Source organism: Streptococcus cristatus AS 1.3089 (assembly GCF_000385925.1).
GTDB classification, from domain to species: Bacteria; Bacillota; Bacilli; order Lactobacillales; family Streptococcaceae; genus Streptococcus; species Streptococcus cristatus_B.
Genome location: NC_021175.1, coordinates 1710970 through 1732451, shown reverse-complemented (window position 1 = coordinate 1732451; position 21482 = coordinate 1710970). Strand labels below are relative to the sequence as shown.

At 44.3% G+C, this 21482-nt stretch carries 18 protein-coding genes; 11 read left to right on the top strand and 7 right to left on the bottom strand.

Translation table 11 applies throughout. The features are described 5' to 3' along the window. Window positions 1-139: 139 nt before the first annotated feature. The 7 genes from mecA to sufB all read left to right on the top strand — a co-directional run bounded on the left by mecA (window position 140) and on the right by sufB (window position 7334). Window positions 140-886 carry an adaptor protein MecA gene (gene mecA, locus I872_RS08520; RefSeq protein WP_015605704.1) on the top strand — a complete coding sequence of 249 codons (747 nt, stop codon included), beginning with the start codon at window positions 140-142 and terminating at the stop codon, window positions 884-886. Further along, window positions 877-2049, top strand: a complete 1173-nt coding sequence (locus tag I872_RS08515; RefSeq protein WP_041826834.1) for a glycosyltransferase family 4 protein — start codon at window positions 877-879, stop codon at window positions 2047-2049. The genes mecA and I872_RS08515 overlap by 10 nt, the downstream gene beginning before the upstream one ends. A gap of 83 nt (window positions 2050-2132) precedes the next feature. Continuing rightward, window positions 2133-2903, top strand: a complete 771-nt coding sequence (gene sufC / locus I872_RS08510; protein WP_015605702.1) for a Fe-S cluster assembly ATPase SufC — start codon at window positions 2133-2135, stop codon at window positions 2901-2903. Between the two features lie 41 nt (window positions 2904-2944). Then, window positions 2945-4207 carry a Fe-S cluster assembly protein SufD gene (gene sufD, locus I872_RS08505; protein ID WP_015605701.1) on the top strand — a complete coding sequence of 421 codons (1263 nt, stop codon included), beginning with the start codon at window positions 2945-2947 and terminating at the stop codon, window positions 4205-4207. Window positions 4208-4247: 40 nt separating this feature from the next. Beyond that, on the top strand, window positions 4248-5480 hold the full coding sequence (locus I872_RS08500) for a cysteine desulfurase (RefSeq protein ID WP_015605700.1): 1233 nt from the start codon (window positions 4248-4250) through the stop codon (window positions 5478-5480). Continuing rightward, window positions 5467-5904 (top strand): Fe-S cluster assembly sulfur transfer protein SufU, encoded by a 438-nt coding sequence (gene sufU, locus I872_RS08495; protein ID WP_015605699.1) that lies wholly within the window; start codon window positions 5467-5469, stop codon window positions 5902-5904. Before I872_RS08500 ends, sufU begins: the two co-directional genes overlap by 14 nt. A 17-nt stretch (window positions 5905-5921) precedes the next feature. Continuing rightward, a complete protein-coding gene (gene sufB / locus I872_RS08490) occupies window positions 5922-7334 on the top strand; it encodes a Fe-S cluster assembly protein SufB (RefSeq protein WP_015605698.1) in 1413 nt (470 codons plus the stop codon). A 193-nt stretch (window positions 7335-7527) separates the two neighbouring features. On the opposite strand, the gene pbp3 is transcribed toward sufB, so the two are convergent. Continuing rightward, window positions 7528-8805, bottom strand: a complete 1278-nt coding sequence (pbp3, locus tag I872_RS08485; protein WP_015605697.1) for a D-alanyl-D-alanine carboxypeptidase PBP3 — start codon at window positions 8803-8805, stop codon at window positions 7528-7530. 280 nt (window positions 8806-9085) lie between these two features. Here pbp3 and I872_RS08480 point away from each other — a divergent pair, with 280 nt between their 5' ends. Then, window positions 9086-11044 (top strand): peptide ABC transporter substrate-binding protein, encoded by a 1959-nt coding sequence (locus I872_RS08480; protein ID WP_015605696.1) that lies wholly within the window; start codon window positions 9086-9088, stop codon window positions 11042-11044. A 288-nt stretch (window positions 11045-11332) separates the two neighbouring features. Here the strand turns inward: I872_RS08480 and serS are convergent, their stop codons facing one another. The 5 genes from serS to I872_RS08455 form a co-directional block, all read right to left on the bottom strand. Beyond that, window positions 11333-12610: a serine--tRNA ligase gene (gene serS, locus I872_RS08475; protein WP_015605695.1), complete on the bottom strand. Its 1278-nt coding sequence runs from the start codon at window positions 12608-12610 to the stop codon at window positions 11333-11335. Between the two features lie 212 nt (window positions 12611-12822). Next, window positions 12823-13194, bottom strand: a complete 372-nt coding sequence (locus tag I872_RS08470) for a DUF956 family protein (protein ID WP_015605694.1) — start codon at window positions 13192-13194, stop codon at window positions 12823-12825. 70 nt (window positions 13195-13264) lie between these two features. Continuing rightward, window positions 13265-14176: a PTS system mannose/fructose/sorbose family transporter subunit IID gene (locus tag I872_RS08465; RefSeq protein ID WP_015605693.1), complete on the bottom strand. Its 912-nt coding sequence runs from the start codon at window positions 14174-14176 to the stop codon at window positions 13265-13267. Window positions 14177-14194: 18 nt separating this feature from the next. Then, the gene (locus I872_RS08460; RefSeq protein WP_015605692.1) at window positions 14195-14998 is read right to left on the bottom strand and encodes a PTS mannose/fructose/sorbose transporter subunit IIC; all 804 of its coding nucleotides are present in this window, start codon (window positions 14996-14998) and stop codon (window positions 14195-14197) included. A gap of 44 nt (window positions 14999-15042) precedes the next feature. Continuing rightward, a complete protein-coding gene (locus tag I872_RS08455; RefSeq protein ID WP_005591780.1) occupies window positions 15043-16032 on the bottom strand; it encodes a PTS sugar transporter subunit IIB in 990 nt (329 codons plus the stop codon). A gap of 788 nt (window positions 16033-16820) precedes the next feature. Here I872_RS08455 and glyQ point away from each other — a divergent pair. The 3 genes from glyQ to I872_RS08440 are packed head-to-tail and all read left to right on the top strand — an operon-like array spanning window position 16821 to window position 20060. After that, window positions 16821-17738, top strand: a complete 918-nt coding sequence (glyQ, locus tag I872_RS08450; RefSeq protein WP_015605691.1) for a glycine--tRNA ligase subunit alpha — start codon at window positions 16821-16823, stop codon at window positions 17736-17738. 2 nt (window positions 17739-17740) lie between these two features. Then, the gene (gene glyS / locus I872_RS08445; RefSeq protein WP_015605690.1) at window positions 17741-19780 is read left to right on the top strand and encodes a glycine--tRNA ligase subunit beta; all 2040 of its coding nucleotides are present in this window, start codon (window positions 17741-17743) and stop codon (window positions 19778-19780) included. Between the two features lie 22 nt (window positions 19781-19802). Further along, a complete protein-coding gene (locus I872_RS08440) occupies window positions 19803-20060 on the top strand; it encodes a DUF896 family protein (RefSeq protein ID WP_015605689.1) in 258 nt (85 codons plus the stop codon). A 454-nt stretch (window positions 20061-20514) separates the two neighbouring features. Here I872_RS08440 and I872_RS08435 read toward each other — a convergent pair whose 3' ends face one another. Beyond that, complete coding sequence (locus tag I872_RS08435; protein ID WP_015605688.1) at window positions 20515-21477, bottom strand: asparaginase; 963 nt, start codon at window positions 21475-21477, stop codon at window positions 20515-20517. Window positions 21478-21482: the final 5 nt, after the last annotated feature.

The following is a 21482-nucleotide window of genomic DNA, read 5'->3' as shown; positions in this document are numbered from 1 at the left end:
CGGAGGTGGGACGACGAAATCGAATTCTAACGAATTACCGATTTCTGTCCCACTCTCTTTTCTTATTTGACTCGTTATTTTTTGAAATAAGTTTAGAATTTAGTATAATAGAAAACTATGAAAGTATGAGGTTGATGAGATGGAAGTGAAACAGATTAATGATTCGACGATTAAAATCACCATCCAATTGGAAGATTTAGAAGAACACGGCATGGAAATTGCAGATTTCCTAGTTCCCCAAGAAAAAACAGAAGAATTTTTCTATACAATCTTGGATGAGCTGGAAATGCCGGAAAGTTTCTTAGATAGTGGGATGCTGAGCTTTCGGGTGACGCCTAAGCCAGACAAGCTGGATGTCTTTGTAACAAGATCCAAGATTGATAAGAATTTGAATTTTGAAGATTTGGGCAATCTACCAGATCTGGATGAGCTCAGCCAGATGTCTCCAGATGAATTTTTAAAGACTTTGGAAAAAAATATCTTTGAAAAGAGTAAGGATGATCTCGAGGCGGTTAAATCTTTAGAGGAAGCAGAGGCTGATCAGGAGGATTCTGCAGATTCTTCAGAAGAGAAGGAAGAAGAGAATCTAGACCGGTATGTCTATTATATTCTATCTTTTACTGACCTGCGCAGCGTAGTTTCTTTCGCCAAAACGGTTGACTATCCGATAGACCTGTCAGAACTCTATAAATATGACTCTGCCTACTACCTGACTATTTTGGTAGATTTGGAAGAGCAACCGGAGCTCTATCCAGCTTGGTTACTGGCTAAAATGCGGGAATTTGCTGAGGATACAGATATTACTCGTGCTGTCCTGCAAGAACACGGACGTCTGCTTTTGGTGACAGAAGCCATCCAACAATTGCAAAAGGTTGAATGCGTATGATTGCTTTTCCCTTAAAGTTCATTTTGGTGTTGCTAGCGACGTTTTTTGTCGGAGTTTTGCTGACTCCCCTAGTTCGGCTCTTGGCTTTTAAAATGGATGCAGTCGACTATCCTAATGCTCGACGAATCAATAAAAAGCCCATGCCGAGTGCAGGCGGACTAGCGGTTGTGACGGCTTTTACCGTGGCGACTTTGGTCTTCATGCCGCAGATTGTTAGCGTCACTTTCTTTGAACAAACTTATTTTGATTATATTTGGCCAGTAGTGCTAGGAGGCTTGATTGTAGCCTTGACGGGTCTTATCGACGATATTAAAGAATTAAGTCCTCTGCTGAAGCTAGGGGGAATTGTGCTGGCTGCCTGTTTAATTTGGTGGCTGACGGATTTCCGCTTGGATGATTTTAAGATTCCTTTTGGAGGTCCCCATCTCTTTTTCCCACCATGGCTATCTTTCATTTTGACTATTCTCTGGATTGTCTCCATTACCAATGCGGTCAATCTCATGGACGGTTTGGATGGCCTTGTCAGCGGAGTCTCCATTATTTCCTTGCTGACCATGGGCATTGTTTCCTACTTTTTCTTGCCGGGTCATAATTTATTCCTGACCCTGACCATCTTGGTTTTAGTGGCCTCCATTGCTGGCTTCTTTCCTTACAATTATCATCCAGCCATCATATATGGCGGGGATACGGGCGCTCTTTTCATCGGTTTTATGATTTCGGTCCTGTCTCTGCAAGGCTTGAAGAATGCAACGGCAGTAGCGATTGTCACACCTATGATTATCTTGGGTGTGCCAATTACCGATACTTTTTTAGCAATCGTTCGTCGGACTTTGTCAGGTCAGAAATTTTACCAGCCTGACCGTCATCACCTTCACCATAGGCTCTTGTCCTTGGGGCTGACACATCGGGGAACAGTTCTGGTTATCTATGGCATTTCGATGATTTTCTCGATGATTTCCCTCCTGCTAAATGTATCGAGCCGCATCGGAGGACTCCTCCTCGTAATTGGTCTTCTGCTGGGAGTAGAACTCTTGGTAGAACTAATAGGTGTCCTGGGTCCACAAAGGACGCCCTTGCTCAATATTTTACGTTTTATCGGGAACTCTTCTTATCGAGAAGAAGTTCGACAGAAAAAGCATCAAAAGAGCCACAAACAAGAATAGTTCTAAACAAAATAAAAGCCTTTTGGGCTTTTTTTGATATACTAAAGAAAGCATAAATTGCCAAAAAGGAAAGGAAAATAATCATGTCTGTATTGGAAATCAAAGACCTTCATGTTGAAATTGAAGGGAAAAAAATTCTCAAAGGGGTAAATCTTACTCTGAAAACGGGAGAGATTGCAGCCATCATGGGTCCAAATGGAACAGGGAAATCTACCTTGTCTGCAGCCATTATGGGTAATCCTAACTACGAAGTAACTCAAGGAGAGGTGCTTTTTGATGGGGTTAATATCTTGGAGCTAGAAGTGGATGAACGGGCTCGTATGGGACTCTTTCTTGCAATGCAGTATCCTAGTGAAATTCCTGGCATTACTAATGCAGAGTTTCTCCGTGCGGCCATGAATGCTGGCAAGGAAGACGATGAAAAGATCTCTGTCCGTGACTTCATCACGAAACTAGATGAAAAGATGGAATTGCTCAACATGAAGGAAGAAATGGCTGAGCGCTACCTCAATGAAGGCTTCTCAGGTGGTGAGAAAAAACGTAATGAAATCTTGCAGTTGCTTATGTTAGAGCCAACTTTTGCGCTTTTGGATGAGATTGACTCAGGTCTGGATATCGACGCTCTCAAGGTCGTGTCTAAAGGGGTCAATGCTATGCGTGGAGAGGGATTTGGTGCTATGATCATCACCCACTACCAACGTCTGCTCAACTATATCACTCCAGACGTAGTTCATGTCATGATGGAGGGGAAAGTTGTTCTTTCTGGCGGTCCAGAATTGGCAGTTCGCTTGGAAAAAGAAGGCTATGCCAAATTGGCTGAAGAGTTGGGCTTCAACTATACTGAAGAAGTTTAGTCAAACATTCTTTTGACTTTGATAAAAGATAGGAGAATGACATGACAAAAGAATTGATTCACGAATTTTCACAGCTTCACGCAGAACCAGTATGGTTGGCTGATCTCCGTCAGCAGGCTTTTGACCAAATTGATCAACTGGACTTGCCAGTCATTGAGCGGGTCAAATTTCACCGCTGGAATCTGGGTGACGGCCGTATTAGCGACAGCGAGCCTTTGACCAGTGTGCCAGATTTCACGGCTCTCGGAGACAATCTCAAGTTTATCCAAATGGGAACTCAAACGGTCCTTGAGCAGCTGCCAGCAGATTTGGCCGAGCAAGGTGTGGTCTTCACTGATTTCCACTCTGCTTTGGAAGAAATTCCAGTGCTGGTGGAGCAGTATTTCATGTCCGCGGTTAAGTATGACGAGGACAAATTGGCAGCTTATCACACGGCTTATTTCAACAGCGGTGCGGTGCTTTATGTGCCGGACAATGTTGAGATTGACCAGCCAATTGAAGGAATTTTTTATCAGGACAGCGAAAGCGATGTTCCTTTTAACAAGCATATTTTGATTATCGCGGGCAAGCACTCCAAGGTTAACTACTTGGAACGCTTGGAGACTTATGGCCAAGGGACTGTTCCGACAACAGCTAATATCACCGTCGAAGTCATTGCCCAAGCTGGAGCTCAGATTAAGTTTTCAGCCATTGACCGCCTAGGCGAAAATGTCACAGCCTATATCAGCCGCCGTGGCAAGCTGGATAATGATGCTATGATTGACTGGGCCATCGGCGTTATGAACGAAGGCAATGTCGTGGCTGACTTTGATAGTGACCTCTATGGAAACGGCAGCCATGCGGATATGAAAGTGGTGGCTCTCTCTAGCGGCAAGCAAGTTCAGGGAATTGACACCCGCGTAACCAACTATGGCTGCAACTCTATCGGAAATATCCTGCAGCACGGGGTTATTCTGGAAAAAGGGACCTTGACTTTCAATGGTATCGGTCATATTATCAAGGGGGCTAAGGGAGCAGATGCCCAGCAGGAAAGCCGAGTTCTCATGCTGTCTGACCAAGCGCGCTCAGATGCTAATCCCATCCTCTTGATTGATGAGAACGATGTGACGGCTGGTCACGCGGCTTCTATCGGCCAGGTGGATCCAGAAGATATGTACTACCTCATGAGTCGGGGTCTTGATAAGGCGACAGCTGAGCGCTTGGTCGTGCGCGGCTTCTTAGGTTCAGTGATTGTGGAAATCCCTGTCAAGGAAGTCCGTGATGAAATGATTGAAAATATCGATATTATTCTCGCAAAAAGATAAAAAGCTGGGCCTTGTCCCGTATAAGTAGATAGGAGTCTTCATGTCTGGATTTAATGCAGAAGCAATCAAGCAAGATTTTCCCATTTTGGGCCAAATTGTCAATGATGAACCTTTGGTTTATTTGGACAATGCGGCGACAACCCAGAAACCCAAGCAGGTGCTGGCGGCTATCGAGAACTACTATCTTAGAGACAATGCCAACGTCCACCGTGGTGTGCATACACTAGCCGAGCGAGCGACAGCAGCCTATGAAGCAGCCAGAGAAAGAGTTCGTCCTTTTATCAATGCAGCTTCTAGCAAAGAAGTCCTCTTTACACGAGGGACCACGACGAGTCTCAATTGGGTGGCTCAATTTGCGGCTGAAAGGTTGCAGCCTGGTGACGAAGTGATGATTTCTATCATGGAGCATCATTCCAATGTCATTCCTTGGCAGGAAGCTTGTAGGAAGACTGGAGCCAAGTTGGTCTATGTCTATCTCAAAGATGGTGCTCTGGATATGGAGGATTTCCGTGCCAAGCTCAATGAGAGGACCAAGTTTGTCTCTCTGGCTCATGCTTCTAATGTTCTCGGTATCATCAATCCCATCAAGGAAATTGCCCAGTTGGTTCGTCAGCAAGGAGCGCTTTTGGTGGTGGATGGAGCTCAATCCATTCCGCACATGAAGATTGATGTACAGGATTTGGATGTGGACTTCTTCGCCTTTTCTGGGCATAAGATGGCAGGCCCGACTGGTATCGGGGTCCTCTATGGTAAGGAAGAACTGCTAGAGCAGATGTCACCAGTCGAGTTTGGCGGCGAAATGATTGATTTTGTCTATGAGCAGGAGGCGACATGGAAGGAGCTTCCTTGGAAGTTTGAGGCCGGAACGCCGAATATGGCAGGAGCAATCGGTCTTGCAGCAGCCATTGAATATTTGGAAGACTTGGGTATGGATGCCATTGCTCAGCATGAACAGGACCTGATTGCCTATGTATTTCCTAAGTTGAAGGCAGTAGAAGGCTTGACCATTTATGGTTCTCAGGACTTGGCCCAGCGCTCAGGCGTGATTGCCTTTAATCTGGATGGTCTTCATCCGCATGATGTCGCGACGGCTCTGGACTACGAAGGAGTAGCTGTTCGGGCGGGTCACCATTGTGCCCAGCCCCTGCTCAGCTATCTGCAGGTACCAGCGACTGTGCGGGCCAGCTTTTACATCTACAATAACTATGCGGATTGTGACAAGCTGGTAGATGCTTTAGAAAAGACAAAGGAGTTTTTCAATGGCGCTTTCTAAGTTAGACAGTCTTTACAAGGCGGTTGTGACCGACCATTCGGCTCACCCCCATCATCATGGGAAGCTGGAAGATGTGGAACAGGTAGTCCTTAATAATCCGACCTGTGGCGATGTTATCAGCCTGTCTGTGAAGTTTAATGCTGAAAATCAGATTGAGGATATTGCCTTTGTGAATTCCGGCTGTACCATCTCAACGGCTTCGGCCAGCATGATGACGGATGCGGTGCTTGGAAAGACAAAAGAGCAGGCGCTGGAGTTAGCAGAAGTCTTCTCTCAGATGATTCAGGGACAGGAAGACAGCCGCCAGAAAGAACTGGGAGACGCCGCTTTCTTAGCAGGTGTTGCCAAATTCCCACAGCGGATTAAGTGTGCGACCTTGGGTTGGAATGCCCTCAAGCGAGCGATTGAAGAAGATAAAAAGTAAGAATGTGAAAGGAAATTATGTCAGAAGAAAGAGTAGAACCAAAACCGATTGATCTCGGTGAGTACAAGTTTGGTTTCCATGACGATGTTGAACCTATTCTCTCAACAGGGAAAGGGCTGAATGAAGCGGTCATCCGTGAGCTGTCAGCTGCCAAGGATGAACCAGAATGGATGCTAGATTTTCGCCTCAAATCCTACGAGGCCTTCAAGAAAATGCCTATGCAGACTTGGGGACCAGACTTGTCTGAGATTGACTTCGATGACTTGATTTATTACCAAAAGGCCTCTGATAAGCCAGCTAGAAGCTGGGATGAAGTACCTGAGAAGATCAAGGAAACCTTTGAACGGATCGGGATTCCAGAAGCAGAGCGAGCTTACCTTGCTGGTGCAGCTGCCCAGTATGAGTCAGAAGTGGTCTACCACAATATGAAGGAAGAGTTCCAAAAGCTAGGAATTGTCTTCACAGATACAGACTCGGCCCTCAAGGAATATCCAGACTTGTTTAAGCAGTATTTTGCTAAGTTGGTACCGCCGACAGATAACAAGTTGGCCGCCCTCAACTCGGCAGTATGGTCAGGTGGAACCTTTATCTATGTACCAAAAGGCGTTAAGGTAGACATTCCGCTCCAAACCTACTTCCGTATCAACAATGAAAACACAGGTCAGTTTGAGCGGACTTTGATTATCGTCGATGAAGGAGCAAGCGTCCACTACGTAGAAGGATGTACAGCGCCAACTTATTCAAGCAACAGCTTGCATGCGGCTATTGTCGAAATCTTTGCCTTGGATGGAGCTTATATGCGTTATACGACCATTCAAAACTGGTCTGATAATGTCTATAACTTGGTAACCAAACGGGCACGGGCTATGAAAGATGCGACTGTTGAGTGGATTGATGGGAACTTGGGTGCCAAAACAACCATGAAGTACCCATCTGTTTATCTGGACGGACCTGGGGCGCGTGGAACTATGCTTTCTATCGCCTTTGCCAATGCTGGCCAACACCAGGATACAGGGGCTAAGATGATTCACAATGCGCCACACACTAGCTCGTCTATTGTGTCTAAGTCCATTGCCAAGGGCGGAGGTAAGGTAGACTACCGTGGCCAAGTGACCTTTGCTCGCAATTCTAAGAAATCTGTCAGCCATATCGAGTGTGATACCATTATCATGGACGATTTGTCTGCCTCAGACACCATTCCATTTAATGAAATCCACAACTCGCAGGTGGCTTTGGAGCATGAAGCTAAAGTTTCTAAAATTTCTGAAGAGCAGCTCTACTATCTCATGAGTCGTGGCTTGTCGGAATCCGAAGCGACTGAAATGATTGTCATGGGCTTTGTCGAGCCTTTCACCAAGGAACTGCCAATGGAATACGCTGTTGAGCTGAACCGCTTGATTAGCTATGAAATGGAAGGATCTGTTGGATAAAAAGAGGCCTTGGCCTCTTTTTAATTGTGAATAAATCTTTGCTTAAGCAAAAGTGTTTAAAAGATTCAGAGGACCTGTTAAACAGTAGTGGAATACTCGATTGCTAGTTAACCCTCAAAGAACTTTTTTTGATTACGTTAAACGTTTACAAACTATAGAAATACCGCGAATCAATTGATTCGCGGTATTTCTTTTATAACTTCTCATTGACGAAGCGGACAAAGTCGTTCCACCAGACTTTAAAAATAATCGCTTTTTCAATGTTTTTTTCTGTGACCATAGAAACAGAAGTTTTCTTGTTTTCGATGTAGCCCTGGCCGATTGGCTCAGAATCTGTATAAGAGAGGGTGCCTACTACACTACCTTTTTTCAAGGGCGCCTGCAGCTCCTTCGAGCTTGGAGTAAAGGTGACTTTATGTTCAGCCTGATTGGCTATCCGTTCTAAGATTACCAAGTCCTCACTGGCAACTGCAGCGACTTTATCATCTCGACTGTCTCTAATAGCTACTTGGGACTTGTTGTATCTTTCCCCTTTTTTGACTAGGACTGTCGGAGAGAAATTTTGTGTAACGTAGGTCATTAGGCTAGATGTAACGCTAAAGCGGGTAGTAGGGTCATCCTCTTCTTGGTCTACTCCCAATACAACTGTAATCAATCGCATTCCTTTTTCGCTTGTCACACCTACAAAAGATAAGCCACTCTGCTCAGAACCACCTGTTTTTAAGCCCTTAACCCCTGAGCGAAAACTAGGAAAACCTTCCAGCATTAAGTTGGGATTTTCCAGATGGATTCCAGCAAAATTAACGTGAGGTTTGGAAGTGGTGGCAAGGACTTCTGGGTAGTCATTGATCAGATGCGAAGCAATCACAGCTATATCATAAGCACTGAACTTATTGATAGTTTCTTGTTTTTTCTTGCTTTTAGAATTCTCTGTAGTCTCTTCCTCAGCACTGCTAGGTTCGAGCGAACCATCTAATAAACGAATATCGGTACCAGTAGCATTTACAATGGTTGCATCAGAAATATTCCATTCCTTGAGTTTTGCTTTCATCATTTTGACAAAATTTTCCTCACTTCCACCAACTTGTTCTGCCAGAGCGATGGTGGCGCTGTTGGCACTGGCCAAAAGAGAGGCATTCAGCAAGTCCTTTACCTTGTAGCGTCGAGCTTCCAGAGGAAGATTTGCAATTGAGGGATTTACTGTCAGATGATAAGCATAATCAGAAATATCAACTTCAGTTTCTAAGCTCAGTTTGCCTTCGGCAATGGCCTCGTAAACCAGATAAGCAGTCAAAATGTTAGTAATAGCACCGACTTCTAGTGGGCTTGTAGCCTCCTTTTCATAGAGGATTTTCCCTGAGTTTGCATCGACAGCAATGGCGCTTTTAGCGGCAATTTCATAGTCATCTGCCAGAACAGGCTTGGCAATCAGACCAAAAAATAGCAGTAGGAATACAAAAAGTTTTTTCATTTCTTTCCCCTAGATTAGTAGTAAGTATATTGTAACATAAAAAAGCCGATATTTTTGCCAAACCTATTCAAGATTCCTTGTAAAATATTTAACAGACTTCTATTTATAAGATTTTTTTGCATGTTTATGAAAATATATGAAAATGCATAGAAATTTTCCTATACTTTGTTTCAATAAAAATAAGAAAAATGCATAGAAATTTAAAATTTTCTTAAATAAGACTTGTTTTTGTCTGGAAATGATGTATAATAATACATAATCTAAAGAAGGAGATTTGCTTATGAAAAAATCTAAATGGTTGGCTATTACTGGTTTGGTTGCAGCATCAGCGCTATTTTTAGCAGCTTGTGGCAAGTCAAGCACTAGCTCGGCAAAGACATATTCTTATGTCTATAATACAGATCCAGATACATTGGATTATGTAAACTCCAATCGCGCCTCCACTTCTGATGTCATTGCCAATTTGGTCGACGGTCTTTTAGAAAATGATCAATATGGGAATCTTATCCTTTCATTGGCTGAAGACTGGACTGTGTCTAAAGACGGCCTGACTTATACTTATAAGTTGCGTAAGGACGCTAAATGGTACACAGCAGAAGGTGAAGAGTACGCTGCTGTCAAGGCACAAGACTTTGTAACAGGACTCAAGCACGCTGCAGATGAAAAATCAGAAGCATTACCAATCGTGCAAAACTCTATCAAGGGATTAGATGCTTATATCAAAGGGGAAAGCAATGATTTCTCTACTGTCGGTGTCAAGGCAATCGACGACTATACAGTCCAATACACCCTGAATCAGCCAGAAAGCTATTGGAATTCTAAGACAACGATGGGCATTCTCTTCCCAATTAACGAAGAATTTCTAAAGAAAGAAGGCAAAGATTTTGGTACCGTGAAACCTTCCGGCATCCTCTACAATGGTCCATATGTATTAAAGTCATTTACTTCTAAGTCTGTTATCGAATACTCTAAAAACCAAAACTATTGGGACAAGGACAATGTGAAGATCGAAGATGTCAAGCTGACTTACTACGATGGTTCTGACCAAGAGTCATTGATCCGTAACTTTACTGATGGTGCTTACACACAAGCTCGTCTCTATCCGACTAGCTCAAACTACGCATCAGTAGAAAAGAAATACAAAGACAACATCATCTTTACTCCACAAAATTCAACTAGCTATTTCTATGCCTTTAACTTGAATCGTCAGGCTTATAGCCACACTTCTAAGACAGATGCCCAAAAGGCTGCCAGCAAAGAAGCGATTCAAAATAAAGACTTCCGTCAGGCAATTAACTTTGCTTTTGACCGTAAATCCTTTGGTGCCCAGATGAATGGTAATGAAGGAGCAACCAAGATCATCAGAAGCTCGCTTGTACCTCCTAGTTTTGTGCAAGTAGATGGCAAGGACTTCTCGGATGTTGTTGAATCACAACTGGCTTCTTATGGGGATGAATGGCAAGGTGTCAAATTAGCTGATGCCCAAGACAGCATTTACAACCCAGAAAAGGCCAAGGCAGAATTTGCTAAAGCAAAAGAAGCTTTGCAAGCACAGGGAGTTGAATTCCCAATTCATCTAGATGTACCAGTTGACCAAACTGATAAAATCATGGTGCAGCGGACCAATTCCTTCAAACAATCTGTTGAGGCAGCTCTAGGCCAAGAAAACGTTGTGATTGACGTGCATCAAATGTCATCAGACGATTTTGATAACTCTACTTACTTCGCAGAAACAGCTGCCCAAAAGGATTATGACCTCAATATGTCTGGTTGGTCAGCGGACTATCAAGACCCAGTAACTTATCTGAATATCTTTAACCCAGAAACAGGGGATATCTTGGACAATATTGGTCTGACAAAAGGCCAAAACCAAGATGTTGCTTCCAAGGTTGGTTTAACTGACTACAAGGCACTTTTGGACAAAGCAGATGTAGAAAAGCAAGATACGAATGCTCGTTATACGAAGTATGCAGCGGCTCAGGCTTGGTTAACAGATAGCTCTATTGTTATCCCATCTATTTCTGCGGGTGGTTCACCAACCGTTCAAAAAGTCGTACCATTTACCAAAGCCTACTCTTATGTAGGTATCAAGGGTGATAGCTATGTATTTAAGGGCATGGAACTTCAAGATGAGGTTCTGACAGTGGCTGATTATCAAAAAGCTTTGAAAAAATGGGAAAAAGAAAAAGAAGAGTCAAATAAAAAAGCTCAAGAAGAGTTAGCAAGTCACGTTAAGTAAAAGAAAAAGAAGGCTGGGACAAAAGTCCTAGCCTCTCAATTGTCTTTTGGATTGTCGAGCAAGACGCAGTGGTTGAGTGGGCTCTACTACGCTGATTTCATCAGCTTTCACAGCCCTACTCAACTGTGCGGAGGTGGGACGACGAAATCGAATTCTAACGAATGACCGATTTCTGTCCCACTCTCTTTTAAAGTAGAAAATCCTATATTTCGTTTATTTTTTTGAACTGTTGGATTTCTCCTCAACTAGAATAAGAAAAGGTCCGATTTGTTTCGGACCTTTCATTGCTTATTTTGGTGCGATGACTTCCAAACCGCCCATGTAGGGACGCAGGACTTCAGGAATGGTCACAGAACCATCTTCATTTTGGTAATTTTCTAAGATAGCTGCCACTGTGCGTCCGACAGCCAGTCCAGAACCGTTGAGAGTATGAAGGAGTTTGACCTTGCCATCTTCTTCGTCACGGTAACGGATTTGAGCTCGACGAGCTTGGAAATCTTCTGTATTAGAGCAGCTAGAGATTTCACGGTAGGTATTTTGCGCTGGAATCCAGACTTCCAAGTCATAGGTTTTAGCAGCTGAGAAGCCCATGTCGCCAGTAGAAAGGGCAACAACACGGTAAGGCAGATTGAGCTTTTGTAGGATGTTTTCTGCATTGGCAGTCATCTTTTCCAGCTCCTCATAAGATTCTTCTGGCTTGGAAAATTTCACCATTTCAACCTTGTGGAATTGGTGCAGGCGGATCAGACCACGTGTGTCACGACCAGCAGAACCAGCTTCAGAGCGGAAAGATGGGCTCATAGCTGTGAAGTAGATTGGCAATTCCTTGCCATCTATAATTTCATCTCGATAGTAGTTGGTCAGTGGAACTTCAGCAGTCGGAATGAGCACGAAGTTAGTGTCGCTCAGCTCAAACGTATCTTCTTTGAACTTAGGATATTGCCCGGTACCAAACATAGAGTCATGGTTGACCATATAGGGAGTGATGACCTCTGTATAGCCTTCTTTGCCATGCTCATCCAGCATAAAGTTGTAGATAGCACGCTCCAAACGAGCTCCCAAGCCCTTATAGAAGAGGAAACGAGCACCCGTAACTTTTGCACCACGCTCCCAGTCTAAGATATCCAAATCTTCGCCCAAATCCCAGTGAGCCTTAGCTTCAAAGTCAAATTGGCGAGGTGCACCCCAGCGGCGGACTTCTACATTATCATCCTCGTCTGCCCCGACTGGCACGCTATCGTGCGGAATGTTTGGCAGGGTTGTGGTGAACTCAGTCAGTTTGGCATCCAATTCAGTCAAAGTGGCATCCAAGTCCTTGACTTGGGCAGATAGTTTTTGCATGGCTGCAATCTTGTCATCCGCATTTTCTTTATTGCGCTTGGCTTGGGCAATCTCTGCAGAAACAGTGTTGCGTTCTGCTTTGAGATTTTCTACTTTCACCAGCAAATCACGTCGCTGCTCATCAATTTCCTTCATTTGATTGAGCACATCAGCTGCTACGCCACGGGTAGCTAATTTCTCTGCGACAGTATCAAAGTCTGTCCGAATACGTTTTAAATCTAACATAAGACCTCCAAAAATAAAAGCACACCGAGGAAACTGTTGGAGCGGCTAGGCCGCGGTTCCATCCAACTTCACAGGTGTGCACTTGATTATGTATGTAGTTGTATTGCAACGGTAGAATTTCACACTAGGCTCCTATCTGCTCGCAGCACCCGCAGACTTTCTGAAAGAAGCGATAGTCTTACTTATCCGTTTCCTAGATTATACAGGATTTTCTATTTTTTTGCAAATAGATTTTTAAAGAATTGGCCAATTGTTTGGATCAAGGTAGGCAATTTAACAACCTTTTCATTCCCGATATGTTGCCGTGCAATTTTGAGAATCTTTCCAGTGTCCTTAGATGCAAAGAGAAACTTGCCCTTGTCTGTAAAAACTTCGAAATGGCGACTGATATTTTTCCCAGAGACATTGGCACCGATTTGCTGGATGCTGGACCAAGGTAGCTGGATATAGTCTTCTACATTGGCGTCAGCGTAGAATTCCAGTGCGACATCACCGACCAAAAACTTCCCAACCTTGCCACCTAAACCCAGATAGGAAACTCCTGTCGTTTGAAATTCAATCGATTTATTTTGCGATTGTGCCATAGAACATCTCCCTTTTAAATGATATAGCTATTATACCATAATAAAAAGAAGGCTGAAACCTTCTTTTTGCTTACATCAAACCAATAAGGCGGGCAACGATACCAACAAAGAAAAGTCCGATGATGATTAAGATTGGAGAGGCTTTCTTCTTAAGCAACCACATGCAGAGGAAGGTAAGGAGAAGTCCCATCAAACCTGGAATCAAAGAGTTAATTTGTCCTTGAAGGGTATTTGCTTTTTCAGGAGTCAAGCTCAATCCGCCTGCAACATCACCTAAGATTTTTTGAAGTTGCTCGCCAGTTACCTCACCTTTAGGGAAGTTGATGTAAGCTCCCTCAGAGAGTTTTGTAGATGGCAATTGAAGCGCGAAGCTAACGTTTACCCAGCGTGCTACCAAAACAGCTAAGATAAACATACCAAGGATTGAAGCCCCTTTAGTGATGTCTTGGAGGATACCACCAGACATGTCTTTAGTGATTTCAGAACCAGCCTTGTAACCCAATTCTTGAGTGTACCACAAGAAGGCCATACGGATTGCATTCCAAAGAACGAAGAAGAGAAGTGGACCGATGATATTTCCTGATATAGCAAGAGAAGCACCGAGCGCTCCAAGGATCGGACGAACTGTAAACCAGAAGACTGGGTCACCGATACCAGCCAAAGGTCCCATCATACCGATTTTAACCCCTTGGATAGCTGCATCGTCAATTTCTGCACCGTTTGCTTTTTCTTCTTCAAGGGCAAGTGTTACACCGATGATTGGAGCAGCAACGTATGGGTGAGTATTGAAGAATTCCAAGTGACGCTCAAGAGCAGCAGCTTGATCTTCTTTTTTAGTGTAAAGTTTCTTGAGAGCTGGAATTAAAGAATAAGCCCAACCCAAGTTTTGCATACGTTCGTAGTTCCAAGAACCTTGCAAGAAAGTAGAACGCCACCAAACTTTTTGACGGTCTGATTTAGATAATTGAATTTTTTCAGTCATGATATAGCAGCTCCTTTCTTAGTAGTCTTCTAGGATATCGCCGATTGGGTCGTTAGATGTAGCAGAACCGCCACCACCGTTTCCACCTTTCTTAGAAAGGTTGAGGTAGATAAGGGCGATCGCTACACCGATAGCACCAAGGGCAATCAAAGTCAATTCGCTAACAGCCGCAAGAGCAAAACCGATAGCAAAGAATGGCCATACTTCGCGAGTTGCCATCATGTTGATAACCATAGCGTAACCAACGGCAACAACCATTCCCCCACCGACAGCCATACCGCCTGCCAACCAATCAGGCATCATAGCAAGCAATTTTTGCACTGTTTCTGCAGGGATAGCAAGAAGAAGGGCTGCAGGGATAGCGATACGAAGTCCTTGAAGAAGGAGAGCTACAAAGTGCGCGCGTTCAACGCTAGCAAAGTCGCCTTTTTTAGCAGCAGAGTCTGCAGTGTGAACTAAGACAACAGAGGCAGTACGCACGATCATAGTCAGGAAGAGACCAGCTACGGCAAGAGGAATCGCGATTGTAGTTGCAACTGTGATACCTTTGTCAGTGAAGTCTCCACCTTGAACCATGATGATAGCAGCAGCAACTGAAGCCAAGGCAGCGTCAGGAGCAACGGCAGCACCGATGTTAGCCCAACCAAGAGCGATCATTTGAAGAGATCCGCCAAGGACAACACCAGCAGTTAAGTTACCAGTTACAAGACCGATCAAGGTACATGCAACCAATGGTTGGTGGAATTGGAATTGGTCCAAGATACCTTCAAGACCAGCTAGGAAGGCAACAAAGACTACTAAAACCATAGAAATAATAGACATGTTTTAAATCCTTTCATAATAATATGAGAGCGAAACGTTTAAGATTATTGAACGTTGGCTTTGTTAATTAAGTCAAACAAATCTTTCTTAGAGTCATTTGGTACTTTACGTACGTCGAATTCAACTCCGAGATCACGCAATTTTTCGTAAGTAGCTACGTCATCCTTGTCCATTGACAGAACGTTGTTGACCATTGTCTTACCAGTTGAGTGAGCCATTGAGCCGACGTTGAGAGTCTTGATTGGCACACCGCCTTCGATAGCGCGTAGGGCATCTTGTGGAGTTTCAAATAAAATAAGAGCGTGCGTATTACCAAAGCGTGGATCTTTTGAAACAGCAATCAATTTATCAATTGGAACAACGTTTGCTTTAACATTACCAGGTGCAGCTTGTTTGATGAGCTCTTTACGAAGTTCGTCTTTAGCTACTGAGTCAGAAGCAACGATGATACGGTCTGCTTTTGAATCTGGAGTCCAAGCTGTCGCAACTTGTCCGTGCAACAAACGAGTATCGATACGAGCAAGGTTGATTTTGAGCTTGCCATCTCCGATAACAGTTCCTTCTGGGATAGCTGCTTGAGCAACTGGTGCAGCAGCAGGAGCAGCGCTTTCTAGGACTGGATTTAGCTCTTCTGGAAGTGCTTTTACGCCTTCCTTAGCTTCCTTGATAATGTTTGCAACGACAGCATCTACGCCAGCGTTTGCATCCATCATGCGCTCTGTGTAGGCTTGAATTAGCATAGGCAGGTTCAAACCTGTAATAATAGCGAACTTACGGTCTGGATTTTCACCCATGACACGGCTAGCTTGGTTAAATGGAGACCCGCTCCAAAGGTCAGCCAAGACCAATACCTCATCGTTCGCATCAAACGAAGCCACAGCGTCATTGAATTTTGCATACAGATCATCAGGACCTTCGTTTGGCATGAAAGTTACAACTTGAACTTTTTCTTGCTCACCAAAAATCATAGAACCTGACTGATGAATGCCGGCAGCAAATTCACCGTGGCTGGCAATAATGATTCCAATACTCATTATTGTTTTTCCTCCTTATAAAATGTTTGACTTAAGTTTAAGAAAACTTTAAGGCTAACTATTATTATAAAACGTTTTCATGAAAAATGCAAGTACCTGAATCGAAGCGACAATTATTTTCAAATTCTATTTCTAGTGAAAAACGCCGTTATATCAGTCTTTTTTTATCTTTTCTTCTCACTAAATAATTATATGAAGATTAGATCATCAATGTAACTAGGTTAATATATGAAAGTTGTTGAAAATTTCTATGAAAATGCTTATCTGATAAATTGATTAGAAAGTGAATTTATATAGGAAGAATTTATAGCTGAAGCCCAAGAAGTATTTTACAAATTATCTATTTTCTGCTATAATCGTTTTTAGAAAGAATTCTCATTGTCTACTTTTTAGCGAGTCTGGGTTGGTGGGAGCCAGATAGGGAAGCAGTGCAGATGGCGCTTTCGGTTAATATTTTTAAAGGTAATGAAGTAATAAATTAGGGTGGAACCGCGTTTTGACGCCCCTAGGTCACAATAGCCTAGGACTGTCGGATGTGGTTCTTTTGTTTGTTCAAATAGAACAGAGGACAGACCTAGTGCTGGAAATGAAACAAAAAAAGGAGTAACAAATGTCTAAGAAACTTACATTTCACCTCGCCAAAGTCAATTGCGAACCTAAGGGTTCGATTGACTAACGACAACCGCTATGGGAGGTTTGTCTAAGCGATGTACTAGCTTTTCAAAAGGGAAATAATCGTTCCCTTTTGAACGCTTCGCAAGGATCTCAAGAAATTAAAGGAGTAAAAAATGTCTAAGAAGTTAACGTTTCAAGAAATAATTTTGACTTTACAGCAGTTCTGGAATGACCAGGGCTGTATGCTCATGCAGGCTTATGATAATGAGAAGGGGGCGGGAACGATGAGTCCCTATACCTTCCTGCGGGCTATTGGGCCAGAGCCTTGGAATGCTGCTTATGTCGAGCCGTCTCGTCGGCCGGCAGATGGCCGTTATGGGGAAAATCCTAACCGTCTTTATCAACACCATCAATTTCAGGTGGTCATGAAGCCATCTCCAAGCAATATCCAAGAACTTTACTTGCAGTCTTTGGAGCTCTTGGGCATCGATCCGCTGGAGCACGATATTCGCTTTGTTGAGGATAACTGGGAAAACCCGTCAACTGGCTCGGCTGGATTGGGCTGGGAAGTCTGGCTGGATGGGATGGAAATCACTCAGTTCACATACTTCCAGCAGGTCGGAGGTCTGCCAACTCAACCGGTGACCGCTGAGGTGACTTATGGTCTGGAGCGTCTGGCTTCATATATCCAAGAAGTGGACTCTGTCTACGACATTGAGTGGGCTGATGGCGTCAAGTACGGTGAAATTTTCACGCATCCTGAGTATGAACATTCCAAGTACAGCTTTGAGGTCAGCGATCAAGACTTGCTCCTGGGGAATTTTGAGAAGTTTGAAGCGGAAGCCAAGCGCTGTCTGGACGAGCATCTGGTGCACCCAGCCTATGACTATGTTCTCAAGTGCTCGCATACTTTTAACCTCTTGGATGCGCGTGGCGCTGTATCTGTGACAGAGCGGGCTGGTTATATTGCCCGTATTCGGAATTTAGCGCGTGTCGTGGCCAAGACCTTTGTGGCTGAGCGCAAGCGTCTAGGATATCCGCTTTTGGATGCAGAGACTCGTGAGAAACTCTTGGCAGAGGAGGGAGAATAATCATGGTAAAAAATTTATTAGTTGAACTAGGTTTGGAAGAAATGCCAGCCTATGTCGTGACACCGAGCATGAAGCAGCTGCGCGACAAGATGGGAGCCTTCCTGACAGACCATCGTCTGACTTTTGAGAAAATTGAAATGTTCTCAACGCCTCGTCGTTTGGCGGTGCGCGTGGTTGGCTTGGCGGACAAGCAGTCCGATTTGACCGAAGATTTCAAAGGCCCTTCTAAGAAAATCGCTCTGGACGAAGATGGGAACTTTACCAAGGCTGCAGAAGGTTTTGTCCGTGGTAAGGGCTTGACGGTTGAGGACATTACTTTCCGTGAAATCAAGGGAGAGGAATACGTCTATGTGACCAAGGAAGAGGTCGGTCGCCCGGTTGAGGAAATCATCCCAGCAGTGACGGAAGTTCTGCAAGCTCTGACCTTCCCTGTCAGCATGCACTGGGCCAACAACACCTTTGAATATATCCGCCCAGTCCACACCTTGACTGTACTCTTAGATGAGCAGGCCTTTGACTTGGATTTCTTGGATATAAAGAGCGGTCGTACTAGCCGAGGACACCGCTTCCTGGGTCAAGAAACGGAGATTGCTTCAGCAGATTCTTATGAAGATGACCTACGGGCTCAGTTTGTCATTGCCAGTCCTCTTGAGCGGGAAAATATGATTGTCGAGCAGATTCGAGCGTTAGAGCAGAAGCACGGGGTTTCTATCGAGATTGACGAAGACTTGCTCAATGAAGTGTTGAATCTTGTCGAATATCCAACTGCTTTCTTAGGTAATTTTGATGCCAAATACTTAGAGGTGCCAGAAGAAGTCTTGGTAACTTCCATGAAAGAGCACCAGCGTTACTTTGTTGTGCGCGATGCTAAAGGCAAACTTTTGCCGCACTTCATCTCTGTCCGCAACGGAAATGCAGAGCATCTAGAAAATGTCATCAAAGGAAATGAGAAGGTCTTGGTGGCTCGTCTGGAAGATGGGGAATTCTTCTGGCGGGAAGACCAAAAGCTGGCTATTGCTGACTTGGTTGAAAAGCTGAGCAATGTGACCTTCCACGAAAAGATAGGCTCTCTAGCAGAGCACATGGAGCGGACGGGCAAGATTGCGGCTCTCTTGGCGCAAGAAGCAGGATTGGATGCTGCTGAGACAGCTGACTTGGCTCGTGCAGCGGCTATTTATAAGTTTGACTTGCTGACTGGCATGGTCGGTGAGTTTGATGAGTTGCAAGGCATCATGGGTGAGAAGTATGCTCTTCTGGCTGGTGAGAATGCTGCGGTGGCGGCTGCCATTCGGGAGCACTATATGCCGACTTCAGCCGATGGCGAATTGCCTGGCACCAAGGTCGGAGCCGTCTTGGCGCTGGCTGATAAGCTGGATACCATTCTGTCCTTCTTCTCAGTTGGCTTGATTCCAAGTGGTTCCAATGACCCTTATGCACTGCGCCGTGCGACTCAAGGTGTTGTGCGTATCTTGGACAAGTTTGGCTGGAACATTGACTTGGCTCAGCTTCTTGGTCGACTTTACGAACTCAAGTTTGATAGTCTAAGCTATGACAATCAAGAGGCCGTGCTGGACTTCTTCCGTGCCCGTGTTGAGAAAATGATGGACCGCAGCATTCCGAAGGATATCGTGACAGCTGTTCTTCAAAGCACTCATTTCGTTGTACGCGATTTGGTAGAAACAGCTGCGCTTCTAGCAGAAAAAGCTAAGGAAGATAACTTCAAGTCAGCGGTAGAGAGCTTGTCTCGTGTCTTCAATCTAGCTGAGAAAGCCCAAGGCCAGACAGATGTCAATCCAGCACTCTTTGAAAATCAAGAGGAAAAAGACTTGGCTGCAGCCATTGAAGCAGTAGAGCTGACATCTGACTTAGCTGCCAATTTGGACCAACTCTTTGCTCTCAGTCCAGTTATCGATGCTTTCTTTGACCATACTATGGTTATGGCAGAAGATGAAGCTGTGCGTAACAACCGCCTAGCTCTCCTCGCATCTCTGACGGCTAAGGCGGGACAACTTGCGCAGTTTAATCAGATTAATACGAAATAAAAGCTAAGGGAGAGGTAGAATCATGGATCCTAAAAAAATTGAACGCATTAATGAACTGGCTAGAAAGAAAAAAACGGAAGGTTTAACTGCTGAGGAAAAAGTAGAGCAAGCCAAGCTTCGTGAAGAGTATATCGAAGGCTACCGTCGCTCTGTTCGCCATCACATTGAAGGTATCAAGATAGTTGACGAGGATGGCAATGATGTGACGCCTGAAAAATTGCGCCAAGTTCAGCGCGAGAAAGGTCTTCATGGCCGCAGTCTGGATGACCCAAATTCATAACAACAAGAAAAAGAGAGAGTGGGACAGAAATCGGTAATTCGTTAGAATTCGATTTCGTCGTCCCACCTCCGCAAAGTTGAGTAGGGCTGTAAAAGCTGATGAAATCAGCGTAGTAGAGCCCACTCAACCACTGCGTCTTGCTCGACAATCCAAAGACAATTGAGGAGTCTGGGACAAAAAGATTTCAATTTTTAAAAATCTTAATTATTAAGGCCTTCAAATCTATAATTAAATGCGAAAAGCGAACAAAGCAGAATTCTGATTACCAGAAAACTAGTTTTGTTCGCTTTTTATATTTGAGGTTGGACTTTTGTCCCAAACTCCTTTTTTGAATTTATAACTTCGCTTGAGGTTAAGAATAATTATGAACTTGGAACTTTATATCGAAGGATCCAGCATTTATCAAGGAAAATCAAGAAATAATGCCTAACAAGCGAGTAGACAAGCTTGGATTTTATCCTTCTATATAATCTTTTAATGCTTGACCACTTAGGCCGACATTGAGGGCAATCAGCAATTTTATGCGGGCTTTCGGTGCATTGAGCTCTTTGACAAACATGATTCCGGCTTGGTGTAGCTTGACACCACCCCCTTCATAGGCGTAGACAGGCTCAGCAATGCCGTTGAAGCAGCGAGAAACCAGAGCGATGGGGAGCCCAGCTTTTGCCATCTCTGTTAATTTTTCGGCAGTTTCTTTTGGCAGATTGCCAGCACCAAAGGCTTCGATGACGAGGCCGTCTAGCTTTTGCCAATCCAGCAAATCCAGCAGTTCCGTTGTCATGCCAGCATAGGATGGAATGATGGGCACCAGACCTGAAATGCTAGTCAGATCAAAGCGGACGCGGGGCTCTGCTGTTTTAAAATAGAGGATTTCCTGCTTCATAACGAGGCCTAGAGGACCGTGTGTCGGAGTTTGAAAGGTGCTGACATTGGTGGTGTGGGTCTTGGTGACATACTTGGCAGCATGGACTTCATCATTCATGACGACTAGGACACCCTTGCCACGAGCTTTCTGGTCACTGGCCACCCGCAAAGCAGTCAGGTAGTTATAAACTCCGTCACTGCCGAGTTCATTTGAACTTCTCATAGCTCCGGTCAAAACGACAGGGATGTCAGGCAGGTCCATAGTATCAAGGAAGTAGGCGGTTTCCTCTAGAGTATCGGTTCCGTGGGTAATGACCACACCATCGTATTGGTCAGCGTCAGCCTTGATTTTTTGGTAGAGGTCGAGCATGTGCTGGGGAGTGATGTGAGGACTGGGAACGTTGAAGAAATCAACGACTGTTACCTCAATACCATCTAAGGGAACAGCCACATGGTTCATGGGATTGTCTTGGCTGCTATTGACAGCGCCACTTCCATCAGCCTGCATGGAAATGGTTCCACCCGTATGTAAAACTAAAATTTGCTTATTCATAGATG